Raw genomic sequence first — 14,872 nt, forward strand, 5'->3', positions numbered from 1 at the left:
TCAGGTCCGGGTGTTTCCCACCGTGCTCCCGCGAACAACCGAGTCCAGGAGCGACAGCGCGCCCTCGACCGTGCGGTATCGGATACCCGCACGGTCCCCGGTGAAACTGAACCGGCGGACGAGGGTCCGGTCGTCCCAGGTGGCGACGGCCGCATAGACGGTCCCGACGGGCTGCCCGTCCTGGGGTTCGGGTCCGGCGACACCGGTCACCGCGACCCCGTGGTCGGCCCCGAACAGGCGCCTGGCGCCGCGGGCCATGTGGGCGGCCACGTCGGGGTGCACGGCGCCGTGCTCGGCCAGGAGGTCCTCGGGGACCCCCAGGACGGCCGCCTTGGCGTCGGTGGCGTAGGTCACCACGCCGCCGCGGTAGGTGCGGGAGGAGCCGGGGACGGCGGTCAGGTGGGCGCCGATCAGGCCGCCCGTCAGGGACTCGGCGGTGGCGCAGGTCCCACCGCCCTCCAGCAGGGCGCGGTGGACCGCCCCGGCCGCCGTCAGCGACTCGACGGGGAACTCCCTGACCTCGGAGCCCAGTCCCACCCGGTCCTCCTGCTGGTTCATCCCCGGGCGTCCCTCCTCGCGCGCACGGCGCGCACGGCGTCCAGCACGTAGGACCCACCGGTCCACAGGGTCACGAACAGGGCCGCGCCCATCACGATGTGCGCGAACCACACGAAGAGGTCGCTGAACGGCAGGACCTGGAGCGGGAACAGGTAGACGCTGATGGCCACGATCTGGAGGACCGTCTTGAGCTTGCCGCCCCTGCTCGCCGGCATGACGACGTAGCGCAGGACCGCGAAGCGCAGGGCGGTGACGCCCCACTCGCGGACCAGGATCGCGACGGTCACCCACCACCACAGGTCGCCCTGGAGGGACAGCACGACGAGCGCGGACCCGGTGAGCGCCTTGTCCGCGATGGGGTCGACGATCTTGCCGAAGTCGGTGACCAGGTTGTGGCGGCGGGCGAGCTCGCCGTCGATCCGGTCGGTGATGGCGGCGATCACGAAGACGGCGAAGGCGGCGAACCGCCACCATGAGCCGTCCAGGAACATGAACCACACGAAGACCGGGACCATGAGCAGGCGGCTCATGGTGAGGATGTTCGCGATGTTCCACAGCGGAACGTGGGGGGCGGGCGTCGCCGCGTCGTGGGTGCTCATCTGTCCCCGGCTTCCCCGCCCGGCCGGGTCTCGTCCTGCTCGGCGACGAGGTCGGCCCCGGCCGACTGGACGACCGTGGCGGGCACCAGGTCGCCGACGGCGAGGCCCTCCCCGTACAGGATGGTGCTGCCGTCCACCTCGGGGGCCTGGTGGTCGGCCCGGCCCTCGTAGGCGCCGTCCTCCAGCACGCTCTCCACGAGGACGGTGACCTCGGTGCCGATCCGCTCCTCCGCCCGCTGGACCATCAGCTCCTCGGAGAGCCGGTTGAGCCGGTCCACGCGCTCCTGGACCACCTCGGCCGGGAGCTTGCCCTCGTGGGAGAGGGCCTCGGTCCCGTCCTCGTCGGAGTAGCCGAAGATGCCGATGGCGTCGAGGCGGGCCTCGGAGAGGAAGGAGACCAGCTCCTCGAACTCGGCCTCGGTCTCGCCGGGGAAGCCGACGATGAAGTTCGAGCGCGCCCCGGCCTCGGGGGTCCGCTTGCGCACGGTGTCCAGGAGCTCCAGGAAGCGCTCGCGGTCGCCGAAGCGGCGCATGCGGCGCAGCAGGGTGCCGCTGGCGTGCTGGAAGGACAGGTCGAAGTAGGGGACGACTCCGGGGGTGCCGGTGAGGACGTCCACCAGGCCGGGCCGGACCTCGGCGGGCTGGAGGTAGCTGACGCGCACGCGCTCCAGGCCCTCCACGGCGGCGAGCCGGGGCAGCAGCTTCTCCAGGGCGCGCACGTCGCCCAGGTCCTTGCCGTAGGACGTGGAGTTCTCGCTGACCAGGAAGACCTCGCGGACGCCCTCCCCCGCCAGCCACTCGGCCTCGCGCACGATCTCGTCGGGGCGCCTGGAGAGGTAGGCCCCACGGAAGGTCGGGATGGCGCAGAAGGTGCAGCGGCGGTCGCAGCCGGAGGCGATCTTGAGGTTGGCGACCGGCCCGCCGGTGAGGCGGCGGCGCGGGACCGCCGCGCGGTAGGGCAGCTCGGTGCCGTCGGCCCCGGGCGCCTCGGCGAAGCCCGCGTGGCCGGGGACGTGCACCTGGGAGGCGTCGCGGTCGGCGGGGCTGATGGGCAGGAGCGTGCGCCGGTCGCGGGGGTCGTGCGGGACCAGCTTGCGGCCGGCCACGACGTCGTCGAGCCGGTCGGTGATGGCGGAGTAGTCGTCGAAACCGATGACCTGGGCTTCGGGGAGGGCGTCGGCCAGCTCGGAGCCGTACCGTTCTGCCATGCACCCCGCGGCGACGACCTTGCCGCCGTTCTCGGCCGCTTCGAGGAGGGTCTCGATGGAGTCCTGTTTGGCCGCGTCGATGAACCCGCAGGTGTTGACCACGGTGACGTCGGCCTTGGTGTCGCCGTCGACGAGGTCCCAGCCGCCCGCGGACAGACGCCCGGCCAGCTCTTCGGAGTCGACCTCGTTACGCGCACACCCCAGGGTGACGAGAGAGACAGTACGGCGCGATGACATGGCTTCCAAGCGTGTGGGAGAGCTTCGAGTGTGATGCGGGGCCGGGGCGGACCGGTCGGACCGCGCGCACGGCGCGGCGCCGGTGGGCGCCGCCCGCAGCCCCCCACATTACCTTGGTCGGCTCACCCGCCCGTACCCCGGCCCGTCTTCCCCCAGGCAGCGGGCCGTGACGTCACCGGTCGAAGCCGTCGGGGCCGATGGCGACCTCCTTGACCTCACCGATCTCCCCGGCGGGTCCGAGGACCTCGCCGTCGACGGAGACCTCGACCGAGCCGGCGTCGCCGACCCACAGGCTGACGCCCTCCTGCGTCGCGTACTCCTGCGGCTCGTCCTTGAGGAGGAAGCCGGTGAACAGGTCGCTGCCGTCGGGGGCGGTGACCTTGATCCAGCTGCGTCCGGCGGACTCCAGCCCGAGGGTGAACCCGGCGGGCTCCGCGGCCTGTTCCGCCGCGGGCACGACGGCCGCGTCCTCCGCGCCCGCCCGCCCCTCCCCGGGGAGGACGGCGGAGTCCACGGTCTCGCCGCCCCCGTTGGACTCGAACGCGGTGCGGAGCGGGTTGCCCCCGTCCCAGTCCTGCCAGGTGCGGACGCCGACGACGACCCCCAGGAGGACGATGATGCCGACCACGGCCCAGGGCCAGTGGCGGCGGACCGCCTCGCCCCGCCGTATCCGCGCGGCTGTGACCGGGGGCCGCGGCGCGGGCCTCGTGTCCCCGGGCCGGGTGCCGCCGTCCTCCCTCTGCCGCGGGACGCCCCTGGTGCCCCGCCGGGCGCCGGCCTCCCGCGGTCCGGGGCCGGCGTCCTCCGCCTCCGCGCGGGAGCGGCCCCGGCGCGCGCCCGGGCGCAGGCGCTGGTCCCGCTCGAAGTGGCCCCACCGCTCGGCGCCGGCGCCGGGGTCGTCCTCGCCGAAGCTCGGGAGCGGGCCCGCCATCGGCTCCTCGTCCTCGGCCGCGTACGCCTCGCCCCGCTCGGCGGCCACCGCCGCCCTGACCGCGGCGGGCGAGGCCGCCGGGTGGCGCGGCAGGGGGACGAAGGCCGGGGCGTCCGACGACGCGTGCTCGCGGTCGTACTCGGCCAGCAGCGGCTCCGGGTCCAGGCCGAGCGCCCTGCTGAGGCCGCGGATGTGGCCGCGTGCGTAGAAGTCCCCGCCGCAGGGGACGAAGTCCTCCTCCTCGATGCCCTTGAGGACCGACTGCCGTATGCGCGTACGGGCGCTGAGGTCCGCGACCGTGTACCCCGCCGCGATTCGGGCGCCGGACAGGGCCTGACCGATCGTCGCCATGCGCACTCCTTCCGCGACTGTGTGTGACTGACTGGTTCCCACTCTGCCGCCCGGGGCTCGCCGACGCAGTTCACCACGCCCCATGAAGCTCTCAAGAACACGCCAAAGAGGGCACCGGTGCACAGAATGTCGCCGCCTCCGCGCGGCCGGAGCGTGCTCCGGCGACCCGCCCGCGGGTCGGCTCAGCCCCCGCGGATCTCCGTCAGGACGCCCGGGAGCTCGTCCGGCGTGACGAGGACGTCGCGCGCCTTGGAGCCCTCGCTGGGTCCCACGACGTCACGGCTCTCCATCAGGTCCATCAGGCGGCCCGCCTTCGCGAAGCCGACGCGCAGTTTGCGCTGGAGCATGGACGTCGACCCGAACTGGGTGGTGACCACCAGTTCGACGGCCTGGAGGAGGAGGTCGAGGTCGTCGCCGATGTCCTCGTCGATCTCCTTCTTCTTGCCCTCGGGGGCCGCGACGTCCTCGCGGTAGCTGGGCTCGGACTGCTTCTTGCAGTGCTCGACGATCGCCCGGATCTCCTTCTCGCTGACCCAGGCGTTCTGGAGGCGGATGGACTTGCCCGCGCCCATCGGCAGGAAGAGGGCGTCGCCCTTGCCCACCAGCTTCTCGGCGCCGGGCTGGTCGAGGATGACGCGGCTGTCGGCGAGGCTGGAGGTGGCGAACGCGAGCCGGGAGGGCACGTTGGCCTTGATCAGCCCGGTGACGACGTCGACGCTGGGACGCTGGGTCGCGAGCACCAGGTGGATCCCGGCGGCGCGGGCCAGCTGCGTGATGCGCACGACCGCGTCCTCGACGTCGCGCGGGGCGACCATCATGAGGTCGGCCAGCTCGTCCACGATGACCAGCAGGTACGGGTAGGCCTCGTACACCCGCTCGCTGCCCGGCGGGGCGGTCAGCTGCCCGGCGCGCACGGCGGCGTTGAAGTCGTCCACGTGCCGGTACCCCGAGGCCGCCAGGTCGTCGTAGCGGCGGTCCATCTCCCCCACCACCCACTGCAGGGCCTCCGCGGCCCGCTTGGGGTTGGTGATGATGGGCGTGATCAGGTGCGGGATGCCCTCGTACATGGTCAGCTCGACCCGCTTGGGGTCGACCAGGATCATCCGCACCTCGTCGGGGGTCGCCCGCATCATCAGCGAGGTGATCAGCCCGTTGATGCAGGTGGACTTGCCGGCGCCGGTCGCGCCGGCCACCAGCACGTGCGGCATCTTGGCCAGGTTGGCCACCACGTTGGAGCCCTCGACGTCCTTGCCCAGGCCCACCAGCATGGGGTGGTCGTCGGAGGTGGCGGCCGTCGAGCCCAGGACGTCGCCCAGGCTGACGATGTCCTTGTCGGTGTTGGGGATCTCGATGCCGATCGCGGACTTGCCGGGGATGGGCGACTGGATCCGCACGTCGGCGCTCTTGACCGCCAGGGAGATGTTCTTGGCCAGCGCGGTGACCTTCTCGACCTTGACGGCCGGGCCCAGCTCGATCTCGTAGCGGGTGACGGTGGGGCCGCGTGTGAACCCGGTGACCTCGGCGTCGATGCCGAACTGGGTCAGCACCCCCGACAGAGCGGCGACGACGTCGTCGTTGGCCTTGGTGCGGGGCTTGACCGGGCTGCCCGGCTTGAGCATCGCCGGCGCCGGCAGCTCGTAGTCGCCCTCGACCACCCGGGAGGGGATGGTCAGCTGCTCGGTCACGGCGGGGGGCGGCGTGGGGTCGGGGACGTCGACCTTCTTGCGGCCGGGCCTCTTCCTCCCGGCCGCGGTCACGGCCGCCGCGGCGGCCTCCTCCTCGTCGGTGAGGGCGGGGGCGACGGGCTCCTCGGGCACCACCGGGCTGTCGTAGGGGCGCTCGTGGTCGCCCGCCACCGTCCCGGTCTCCGCCGCGGGCTCCTTCTTCGGCTTGCGCTTGCGGGGCCTGGCGGCCTTGGGCGCGGGGTCCGCGCCGAGGATGCCGATGCCCGAGTCGGGTCCGGTGTCCCGCTCCATCAGGGCGTTGAACAGCGTCTGGAGGCGTTCGGGGACGCGCCGGATGGGGGTGGCGGTGACCACCAGGATGCCGAAGACCAGCACGAGGGCGAGCAGGACGCCGGTCAGCCACGGGGTGACGACGGCGCTCAGGGGGCCCGCCGCGACGAAGCCGATGAGCCCTCCCGACCCCTGGAGCGCCTCCAGGCCGTCGGAGGGCTCCGGGAGGCCGTTGGCGATGTGGATCAGCCCGAGCAGCCCCAGCATGATCGAGACGGTGCCGATGAACAGCCGGCCGCCGTCCCCCTCACGGCCCGAACCGGGGGTGCGCATGAGCTTGACCGAGACCGGCAGGAACAGCAGCGGCAGGATCGGCGAGAACGTGCCGAAGCCGCCGGTCACGATCATGCGGGTGTACTCCAGCAGAGGCCCCTCGCTCCGCCACCACACGGCGGCGGCGACGAGGACGCCCGCGGCCAGCAGGACCAGTCCGATGCCGTCGCGGCGCAGGTCGGGGTCGAGGTCGCGCGCGCTGCGGCCGACGGCGCGCGCGGCGCCGCCCACGGTGTGCGCGATCAGCTTCCACAGCACGAGCAGGAACTGGCCGAACATGGTGAACGCGAAGGCGATGGGCCCGTCGGGCATGCGCTTCTTCGGCGCGGGCTTGCGGGCGGCGGGCTTCTTGCGTCCGGAACCACCGGAGGAGGCACGCGTGGCCATCGGGGTCACCTCCACGGGGGACGGGGTCGGTCGGACGGCCGGGCAGGACGGCCCGTCACGGCGGGCAGCCTACTGAAGCGTCCACCCCCTTGGCCCGTACCGGGACGGCGTGTCGTCCGAATCGGCCGGCGGTGTCCCGCCCGCGGCTCCCCCGGGGCGGCACGGAGCACGGGAACGGCCCGGGGCGCGCGCCTCGGGCCGTTCCCGTGCTCCGGTCCGGGGCGTCCCCGGACCGGTCGGTCAGACCTCGACCAGGACAGGGATGATCATGGGACGACGACGGTACGTGTCGTTGACCCAGCGGCCTGTGTTGCGGCGGATGAGCTGCCGCAGCTGGTGCGGGTCGTTGACCCCGTCCCTGGCCGCCTTGTCCAGGGAGTCCTGGATCTTGTCGATGACGTCGTCGAAGGCGGCGGCGCCGATGCCCGCGCCCCGGGTGTGGATCTCGGGCTCCCCGAGGATCTTGCCGGTCCCGGAGTCCACCGCGACGACGACGGAGATGAACCCCTCCTCGCCGAGGATGCGGCGGTCCTTGAGCGAGGCGTCGGTGACGTCGCCGACCGAGGCGCCGTCCACGTACACGTATCCGGCCTGGACCGCGCCCACGATCTTGGCCCGCTTCTTGTACAGGTCCACCACCACGCCGTCCTCGGCGATGATGATCCGGTCCGAGGGAACGCCCGTGAGCTTGGCCAGGTCGGCGTGGGCGCGCATGTGCCGCCACTCGCCGTGCACCGGCATGAAGTTGCGCGGACGCACCATGTTGAGCACGTACAGCAGCTCGCCGGCGGACGCGTGCCCGGACACGTGCACGAGGGCGTTGCCCTTGTGCACGACCTTGGCGCCCCAGCGGGTCAGGCCGTTGATCACCCGGTTGACGGAGTTCTCGTTGCCGGGGATCAGCGAGGAGGCGAGCAGGACGGTGTCGTCCTCCTCGATGCGGATCTGGTGGTCGCGGTTGGCCATCCGGCTCAGCGCCGACATGGGCTCGCCCTGCGAGCCCGTGCAGATCAGCACGGCCTCGTTCGGCCGCATCTGGTCGAGCTGCTTGACGTCGATGATCGTGTCGCCGGGGATGCTCAGGTAGCCCAGGTCGCGCGCGATGTTCATGTTGCGGACCATCGAGCGGCCCACGAACGCGATCTTGCGGCCGTGCTTGGACGCGGCGTCGATGACCTGCTGGACGCGGTGCACGTGCGAGGCGAAGCAGGCCACCACGATGCGCTTCTCGGCCTGCCGGAACACCTTGTCGATGGCCTCGGACAGGTTGCGCTCGTTGACGATGAACCCGGGCTGCTCGGCGTTGGTGGAGTCCGACAGCAGCAGGTCCACGCCCTCGTCGCCGAACCGGGCGAACCCGGCCAGGTCGGTGAGGCGGCCGTCCAGCGGCAGCTGGTCCATCTTGAAGTCACCGGTGTGCAGCACCGACCCGCCGGGGGTGCGGATGCCGACGGCCAGCGCGTCCGGGATGGAGTGGTTGACCGCGAAGAACTCCAGGTCGAAGGAGCCGAACCGGTGCCGCTCGCCCTCCTCCACCTGGACGGTCTCCGGCTTGATGCGGTGCTCGCCGAGCTTGGCGGTGATCAGCGCCAGGGTCAGGCGGGAGCCGACGATCGGGATGTCGGCCCGCTCGCGCAGCAGGAACGGGATGCCGCCGATGTGGTCCTCGTGCCCGTGGGTGAGCACGACCGCCTCGATGTCGTCGAGCCGGTCCCGGATGTAGTCGAAGTCCGGCAGGATCAGGTCGACACCGGGCTGCTCCTCCTCGGGGAAGAGCACGCCGCAGTCGACGACGAGCAGGCGGCCGTCGTACTCGAAGACCGTCATGTTGCGGCCGATCTCGCCGAGGCCGCCCAGGGCGACGACGCGCAGCGCGCCCTTGCCCAGGGGCGGGGGCGAGGTCAGTTCGGGGTGCGGGTGGCTCATACAGATCCCTCCGTGAGGCGCTCGACGCGCACGGCGCTGGCGGGGACGGCCTGGTGCGGGGCCAGTCCGATGGGGCCCTTGACGCCGGCGGCGGCAAGGTCTTCGCGCAGCAGTGCCTGGAGCTCGACCGACGCGTCGGTGAGCGGGGTGCGCACGGGACCGGAGGGCAGTCCGAACTGGTTCAGGATCGCCTTGGTCGTGATGACGCCCTGGGTGCGGAACATACCGGTGTAGACCGGGGTGAGGCGGCGGTGGATGGCCAGCGCCTGCCCGACCTCGCCCTTCTCGAAGGCGTCGATCATCTCGCGCAGGTCGGAGCCGACGATGTGGCCGACCACGCTGACGAAACCGGCCGCGCCGACGGACAGCAGCGGCAGGTTGAGGATGTCGGTGCCGCAGTAGAAGGCCAGGTCGGTCCGCTCCATCACCCAGGAGCTGGCGCCGATGTTGTCCTTGGCGTCCTTGTTCGCGACGATGCGGGGGTGCTCGGCCAGGCGGACGAGGGTCTCCGAGGCGATCGGCGTGCCGGTGCGGTGCGGGATGTCGTAGAGCATGACCGGCAGCTCGGTGGTGTCCGCGATCTCGGTGAAGTGCCTGATCAGGCCTTCCTGAGGCGGCTTGTTGTAGTAGGGCGTGACGGTCAGCAGACCGTGCGCGCCCGCCTTCTCCGCGGCCTTGGCGAGCCTCACGCTGTGGCGGGTGTCGTTGGTCCCGACCCCGGCGATGACCCTGGCGCGGTCGCCGACCGCCTCCAGGACCGCCCTGAGCAGGCGGTCCTTCTCGTCGTCGCTGGTGGTCGGCGACTCACCCGTGGTGCCGCTGATGATGAGGCCGTCGTTGTTCTGCTCGTCGACGAGGTACGTGGCCAGTCTGGCCGCGCCCTCGTAGTCGAGCTCGCCGTCGTCGAGCATGGGCGTGACCATCGCGGTCAGCATCTTGCCGAACGGGCGGTTCTTGGTGTCCGTCATCGTGTGTGAAAGGCCTCCGGACCGCCTCCGCCGGGCGGTGGGTCCGAAGGTGCCCCTCCTCCTCTCGGTGTGCGTCGACAGCTGGATGTGTCCCGTGCGCATGACGCGTGCACGGGTGTGCGGCGCTGCGTGTCCGCCACCGCGACCGGCGGTACGCGATCCGGTCGCGGGAAAGTTCCTGTGGTGCCCCGTCTTGGGTCGGGCGCGGGGTCGTGCCCTGCTCGGCCGCCGTCCTCGTGGGTCGAGGTTGACGGACCGGCTCATGTGAACCTACCCGTCCCGGGCCCGTGCCATCCGGCCGGGCCCGGGAACCGCGTGCAGGTCAGGGCCGCGGAAGGGGGTTGGTCGGGCGTCTGGCGCCCCGGTCTCAGTCGTCCTGTCCGTCCGGAAGGAACATGCTCAGAAGCCAGCTGACGATGGTGACGACGATCGCACCCCAGAACGCGGGCCAGAACCCCTCGATGTGGAACGGGAGGGCGAACAGGCTCGCGATCCAGTTCGTGAGCATGAGCAGCAGCGCGTTCACCACCAGGCCGATCAGCCCGAGGGTCAGCGCGTAGAACAGGCACCCGACAGCCTTGACGATCGGTTTGATGATCGCGTTGACCACACCGAAGATGGCGCCGACCGCGAGGTAGACGCCGATCTGACCAGCGGTGGTCTGGGCTGTGACGTCGATCCCGTCGATCAGGAAGACAGCCGCCCAAAGGGCGAGCGCGTTCACGATAACTCTGATAATGAGGCTCACAACTGTAGATGTTCCCATGCCGAGGCAAGGTCCGGAAACTCCGGCGTAGGTGATCTTGCCGCGGCCCGCTCCCCAGGAGGCCCCCTCGTGTCCAGCGCCCAGTTCGTCCGCCCCGCCCGCGCGTCCGATGTGGACACCGTCGTGGACGTCCAGGTGGCCTCGTGGCGGGCGGTGTACGGGGCGCTGCTGCCCGACGCGGTGGTCGCCGAGATCGGCGGCGCCGACGCCCGCAGGCAGTTCCACGAGCAGTGGACGGCCGCGCTGGAGTCCCCGCCGACCTCCCGGCACCGGCTGGTGGTGGCCACCGACGAGGTCGGGGGGGTGCGGACCGTGACGGGGTTCGCCGCGTTCGGCCCCGCGGGCGACCCGGACCTGTGGCCGGCCACGGACGCGGAGGTGTTCGCGCTGCACGTGGACCCGGAGCGGGCCGGGGAGGGGCACGGCAGCCGCCTCGTCAACGCCTGCGTGGACCACCTGGTGGACGACGGCTTCGGCACGGTGCACGTGTGGGTTCCGGAGGCCGGCAACGCGCTGCGCTCGTTCTTCGAGGCGTCGGGGTGGCGCGCGGACGGCGCCCGCCGGGAGATCGACCTGGGTTCGCCGCTGCCGATGGTGCGCCTGCACGCGGCGGTCTCCGCGTAGGGGCGCCCCCGCCCGCGGCCGGTTGGGGCCGGACGCGGACAGGGACTACCGTTGGGTGGTTGTCCGCGTCGCGCACCAGGTGCGGCGCAGAGTCGTCGAGGGTGGAGGACCGCCGCGTGGCCACGGTCAGTGAATGGGTCTCGGGGCTGCGTCCCCGCACGCTTCCGAATTCGGTCGTCCCGGTGGCGGTCGGCACGGCGCTGGCCCTCGCCCTGGACGGGTTCGTCTGGTGGAAGGCCCTCCTGGCCCTGGTGGTGTCCATGGCCCTCCAGGTCGGGGTGAACTTCGCCAACGACTACAGCGACGGCGTGAAGGGCACCGACACCGAGGAGCGCACCGGTCCGACCCGGTTGACGGCGTCGGGCCTGGCGAAGCCGGGACACGTGCTCGCCGCGGCCCTGGGCAGCTTCGCGTTCGCGGGCGCGGTCGGCCTGGTGCTGGTGGCGACGTCGTCGTGGTGGCTGCTCCTGGTGGGCGCCCTGGCGATCGCCGCGGCCTGGTACTACACCGGCGGCCGCGCACCGTACGGCTACCGGGGCCTGGGCGAGGTGTCGGTGTTCGTCTTCTTCGGCGTGGTGGCCGTGGTGGGCACGGTGTTCGTGCAGCTGGGCTCGGCGCCGTGGCAGGCCTGGGTGGCCTCCGTGCCGGTCGGCCTGCTGTCCTGCTCCGTTCTGGTCATCAACAACCTGCGGGACATCCCGACGGACCGGGAGACCGGGAAGGTCACCCTCGCGGTCCGGCTCGGCGACGCGGGTACCCGGCGGCTGTTCGCGGGCGCGATCGGCGCCTCCTACGCGGTCGCTCTGGTGCTGACCCCGGTGTTCTGGTGGACCCCGCTCGTGCTGCTGACGGCGCCGCTCGCGGTGCCCCCGCTGAGGCGTGTGCTGGGCGGGCAGGCGGGCCGCGACCTGGTCCTGGGCCTGGGCGAGACGGGCAGGCTGCAGATGGCGTTCGGCGTCCTGTTCTCGGCCGCGCTCGCCCTGGGCTAGGTCGCCGCGAGCGGCGCATCCGGTGCGTTCACCGCAAGGCCGGAGAAGGGGTCGGGGCGGGGCCCTGTCGACGGAGGAGAACGCCGCGAAGGGCGTGCCGGGGCGACGCGCAGCGGGGCGAGCGTCCGCGGGACGCGCTTTAGGTCGCCGCGAGCGGCGCGGCCCCGTCCGAGAGGTGTGTGGGGGCGCCGTTCCGGGGCGGGCCCTCGACGGCCCGCCCCGGTCCTCTCCGCGGCGACGCGGTCACCGCGGGGCCCGCGCCCTCCTCCGGAGGGCCGGCTCGGGGGGCGGCGTCCGGGCGCCGTGGCGGCCGGGACACTCCGTCCGGCCTGCGAGGACGCGGTCCGGGCTCCGGTGCGCGCCCCCGTGGGGCTAGTATGCGGGCCGGTCCCCCAGACACGCGTTCAGCCACGGTAGGGAGAAGACGACACCGTGCCCAGCGAGAACACCGCCCCCGACCCCCTCGACCTCGCTCCGGACCCGGAAGCGTGGGCGGAGCGCTCGGCCCAGCAGGCCGCCGCGTTCGACACGATCGGAGAACGCTACGACGAGGCCTTTCCGCGCAAGGAGGGGCAGGAGGAGCGGGTCCGGCGGTTGCTGGACCTGCTGCCGCCCGGAGCGCACGTGCTCGACCTGGGGTCGGGCACCGGGCTGCCGACCGCCCGCCAGTTCGCCTCCGCGGGCGTCCGCGTCACCGGCTACGAGATCTCCGGGCGGATGATCGAGATCGCGCGCCGCAACGTGCCGCAGGCGACCTTCGTCCAAGCCGACATCCTCGACCTGAAACCGGTCGAGTCCTCCTACGACGCCATCGTGGCGTTCTTCTCCCTGCTGTGCCTGCCCAAGTCGCGCATCCCCGAGGCGCTCAGCCGGATCCGGGCGTCGCTGGTCCCGGAGGGCCTGCTGTGCCTGGCCATGGTGGAGGCCGACATGGACGACGCGCCGATCCCCTTCCTCGGCTCGGACGTCCGCGTGTCGGGCTATCCGCGCGAGGAGCTGCGCCGGGTGGTGCGGGAGGCGGGGCTGCTCGTCGAGGACGAGCGGGTCGTGTCCTACGAGCCGGAGGACTCCGGCGCGCACCCCGAGACCCAGGTCTTCCTGACCTGCCGCCGGGGCGCCTGAGCGGCGCGCACCGCGGCGGCGGGGGAGGCGCCCCGGGCGGGCGCCTCCCCCCTCACGGCCGTGTCTAGTCGAGGTCCAGGAGGGCGTCCAGGCCCACGGTGAGCGGGTCGGCGAGGCCGGCGACACCGCGGACGCCCAGGAGCACCCCGGGCATGAACGAGGTGCGGTTCATCGAGTCGTGCCGGATCTTCAGGGTCTCCCCGTCGGTGCCGAACACGACCTCCTGGTGGGCGATGAGCCCGGTGATGCGCAGGGCGTGCACCCGGACCCCGTCCACGTCGGCGCCGCGGGCGCCGGGGATCTCCGAGGTCGTGGCGTCGGGCATCGGCGCGGCCCCGGCCCCGCGGCGCGCCTCGGCGACGAGCTCCGCGGTCCGGTAGGCGGTGCCGCTGGGGGCGTCGGCCTTGTTGGGGTGGTGCAGCTCGATGATCTCGGTGGACTCGAAGTACGGCGCGGCCTTGCGCGCGAAGTGCATCATCAGCACGGCGGCGATGCCGAAGTTGGGGGCGATCAGCACCTTCGCCCCGGGCGCGGCGGCCTGCATGGCGCGCACCCGCTCCAGCCTGGCCTCGTCGAAGCCGCTGGTCCCGACGACGGCGTGGATCCCGTGGCCGATGAGCCACTCCAGGTTGTCCATCACCGCGTCGGGGTGGGTGAAGTCGACGACGCAGTCGGCGCCCAGCACCGCGCTCCGGTCGTCGGCGCTGTCCACGCCCGCCACGAGTTCCATGCCGTCGGCGGCCTGAACCGCGCGGACGACCTCTGACCCCATACGCCCATCGGCGCCGAAAACTCCTACCTTGAACACGCCATGAGCGTACCGGAGTCACGGACGGCACCGGTGTGGCGCCGCCCGCGCCGAGACGGCCGACGTGCGGTGATCCGCCGCCGCCGGCGGAGCGGACGGGCGGCCCCCTCGGGCGGGCGCGGTCAGCGCGCGGCGGCGAGGGTGAGCGCGAAGTCCCCGGCGGGGTCGGTCCACCAGTGGGTGGGCTCGAACCCGGCGGCGTCGAGTTCGGCGGCCAGCCCTTCGCGGCGGAACTTGGCGGATACCTCGGTGCGCATCTCCTCCCCCGGGGCGAAGCCGACCTCCAGGTCCAGGTCGGCGACCCGCACGCGCTGGGCGGAGCGGGCGCGCAGGCGCATCTCGATCCACTCCTCCCCGGCGTTCCAGCGGGCGATGTGGTCGAAGGCCGCGGGGTCGAAGTCGGCGCCGAGCCTGCGGTTGACGACGCCGAGGACGTTGCGGTTGAACGCCGCGGTGACCCCCTGGGCGTCGTCGTAGGCCGCGACCAGGCGGGCCGGGTCCTTGACCAGGTCCGCGCCGAGCAGGAGCGAGTCCCCGGCGTCGAGCACGGCGCGGATGTCGCGGAGGAAGGCGGCGCGCGGCCCCGGCTCCTGGTTGCCGATGGTGGAGCCCAGGACGGCCAGGAGCCGGCGTCCGCCGTTCTCGCCGACCGGGAGGAGCCCGAGGTGCTCCTCGAAGTCGCCGACGACGCCGTGGACGTCGAGCCCGGGGTAGTCGTCGACGACGCCGCGCGCGGAGGCGGCGAGGAAGTCGCCGCTGACGTCCACGGGGACGAAGCCGGTGAGGCGGCCGTGGCGGAGCATGGCGTCGAGGAGGAGCCGGGTCTTGACCCCCGATCCGGAGCCGAGCTCGATCAGCGTCTCCGCGTCGGCCGCGGCGGCGATCTCGTCGGACCGGGCCTCGAGGATGCTCCGCTCCGCGCGGGTGGGGTAGTACTCGGGCAGCCCGGTGATCTCCTCGAACAGGGCGCTGCCGCGTTCGTCGTAGAACCACTTGGGCGGGAGCTGCTTGGGCACTGCGGTGAGCCCGGCGGCGACGTCGCTGCGCAGGGCCTTGTCGAGGTCGTCGGCCGTCAGGTTTCGGTCGATCCGGAACATGGTGCCTCCTGTG

Annotated in this window: 13 protein-coding genes; 3 read left to right on the top strand and 10 right to left on the bottom strand. The window is 72.6% G+C overall.

What is annotated here, in order from left to right; genetic code table 11:
- The 8 genes from ACIRPH_RS04335 to ACIRPH_RS04370 all read right to left on the bottom strand — a co-directional run bounded on the left by ACIRPH_RS04335 (window position 1) and on the right by ACIRPH_RS04370 (window position 10,201).
- Entirely contained in the window at window positions 1–558 is a 558-nt protein-coding gene (locus ACIRPH_RS04335; protein ID WP_402908990.1) for a CinA family protein, read from the bottom strand.
- Window positions 555–1,157: a CDP-diacylglycerol--glycerol-3-phosphate 3-phosphatidyltransferase gene (gene pgsA / locus ACIRPH_RS04340; protein WP_402908992.1), complete on the bottom strand. Its 603-nt coding sequence runs from the start codon at window positions 1,155–1,157 to the stop codon at window positions 555–557. Before pgsA ends, ACIRPH_RS04335 begins: the two co-directional genes overlap by 4 nt.
- Entirely contained in the window at window positions 1,154–2,602 is a 1,449-nt protein-coding gene (rimO, locus tag ACIRPH_RS04345) for a 30S ribosomal protein S12 methylthiotransferase RimO (protein WP_402908994.1), read from the bottom strand. The genes pgsA and rimO overlap by 4 nt, the downstream gene beginning before the upstream one ends.
- Window positions 2,603–2,774: 172 nt before the next feature.
- Window positions 2,775–3,884: a helix-turn-helix domain-containing protein gene (locus ACIRPH_RS04350; protein ID WP_402908996.1), complete on the bottom strand. Its 1,110-nt coding sequence runs from the start codon at window positions 3,882–3,884 to the stop codon at window positions 2,775–2,777.
- Between the two features lie 182 nt (window positions 3,885–4,066).
- Window positions 4,067–6,559 (bottom strand): DNA translocase FtsK, encoded by a 2,493-nt coding sequence (locus ACIRPH_RS04355; protein WP_402908998.1) that lies wholly within the window; start codon window positions 6,557–6,559, stop codon window positions 4,067–4,069.
- 240 nt (window positions 6,560–6,799) lie between these two features.
- Window positions 6,800–8,485, bottom strand: coding sequence for a ribonuclease J (locus ACIRPH_RS04360; protein ID WP_402909000.1), 1,686 nt, complete (start codon window positions 8,483–8,485; stop codon window positions 6,800–6,802).
- On the bottom strand, window positions 8,482–9,453 hold the full coding sequence (gene dapA, locus ACIRPH_RS04365; RefSeq protein ID WP_267946037.1) for a 4-hydroxy-tetrahydrodipicolinate synthase: 972 nt from the start codon (window positions 9,451–9,453) through the stop codon (window positions 8,482–8,484). Before dapA ends, ACIRPH_RS04360 begins: the two co-directional genes overlap by 4 nt.
- A 367-nt stretch (window positions 9,454–9,820) precedes the next feature.
- Window positions 9,821–10,201: a phage holin family protein gene (locus ACIRPH_RS04370; protein WP_402909003.1), complete on the bottom strand. Its 381-nt coding sequence runs from the start codon at window positions 10,199–10,201 to the stop codon at window positions 9,821–9,823.
- 87 nt (window positions 10,202–10,288) lie between these two features.
- Between ACIRPH_RS04370 and ACIRPH_RS04375 the strand changes: the two genes are divergently transcribed.
- The 3 genes from ACIRPH_RS04375 to ACIRPH_RS04385 all read left to right on the top strand — a co-directional run bounded on the left by ACIRPH_RS04375 (window position 10,289) and on the right by ACIRPH_RS04385 (window position 12,954).
- Window positions 10,289–10,843 carry a GNAT family N-acetyltransferase gene (locus tag ACIRPH_RS04375; protein ID WP_402909005.1) on the top strand — a complete coding sequence of 185 codons (555 nt, stop codon included), beginning with the start codon at window positions 10,289–10,291 and terminating at the stop codon, window positions 10,841–10,843.
- Between the two features lie 116 nt (window positions 10,844–10,959).
- On the top strand, window positions 10,960–11,832 hold the full coding sequence (locus ACIRPH_RS04380) for a 1,4-dihydroxy-2-naphthoate polyprenyltransferase (RefSeq protein ID WP_402909007.1): 873 nt from the start codon (window positions 10,960–10,962) through the stop codon (window positions 11,830–11,832).
- Window positions 11,833–12,264: 432 nt separating this feature from the next.
- Window positions 12,265–12,954 carry a class I SAM-dependent DNA methyltransferase gene (locus ACIRPH_RS04385; protein WP_402909009.1) on the top strand — a complete coding sequence of 230 codons (690 nt, stop codon included), beginning with the start codon at window positions 12,265–12,267 and terminating at the stop codon, window positions 12,952–12,954.
- A gap of 64 nt (window positions 12,955–13,018) precedes the next feature.
- On the opposite strand, the gene dapB is transcribed toward ACIRPH_RS04385, so the two are convergent.
- Window positions 13,019–13,762, bottom strand: a complete 744-nt coding sequence (dapB, locus tag ACIRPH_RS04390) for a 4-hydroxy-tetrahydrodipicolinate reductase (RefSeq protein ID WP_402909011.1) — start codon at window positions 13,760–13,762, stop codon at window positions 13,019–13,021.
- A 122-nt stretch (window positions 13,763–13,884) separates the two neighbouring features.
- Window positions 13,885–14,859 carry an L-histidine N(alpha)-methyltransferase gene (gene egtD / locus ACIRPH_RS04395; protein WP_402909013.1) on the bottom strand — a complete coding sequence of 325 codons (975 nt, stop codon included), beginning with the start codon at window positions 14,857–14,859 and terminating at the stop codon, window positions 13,885–13,887.
- Window positions 14,860–14,872 lie beyond the last annotated feature (13 nt).

It is taken from the genome of Nocardiopsis sp. NPDC101807 (assembly GCF_044766605.1).
Lineage (GTDB): Bacteria > Actinomycetota > Actinomycetes > Streptosporangiales > Streptosporangiaceae > Nocardiopsis > Nocardiopsis tropica.

Excerpts from the sequence above, each read along its gene's own strand:
- dapA (WP_267946037.1), bottom strand. The coding sequence starts at position 9,453 with ATGACGGACACCAAGAACCGCCCGTTCGGCAAGATGCTGACCGCGATG.
- rimO (WP_402908994.1), bottom strand. The coding sequence starts at position 2,602 with ATGTCATCGCGCCGTACTGTCTCTCTCGTCACCCTGGGGTGTGCGCGT.
- ACIRPH_RS04360 (WP_402909000.1), bottom strand. The coding sequence starts at position 8,485 with ATGAGCCACCCGCACCCCGAACTGACCTCGCCCCCGCCCCTGGGCAAG.
- pgsA (WP_402908992.1), bottom strand. The coding sequence starts at position 1,157 with ATGAGCACCCACGACGCGGCGACGCCCGCCCCCCACGTTCCGCTGTGG.
- ACIRPH_RS04355 (WP_402908998.1), bottom strand. The coding sequence starts at position 6,559 with ATGGCCACGCGTGCCTCCTCCGGTGGTTCCGGACGCAAGAAGCCCGCC.
- egtD (WP_402909013.1), bottom strand. The coding sequence starts at position 14,859 with ATGTTCCGGATCGACCGAAACCTGACGGCCGACGACCTCGACAAGGCC.
- ACIRPH_RS04350 (WP_402908996.1), bottom strand. The coding sequence starts at position 3,884 with ATGGCGACGATCGGTCAGGCCCTGTCCGGCGCCCGAATCGCGGCGGGG.
- ACIRPH_RS04335 (WP_402908990.1), bottom strand. The coding sequence starts at position 558 with ATGAACCAGCAGGAGGACCGGGTGGGACTGGGCTCCGAGGTCAGGGAG.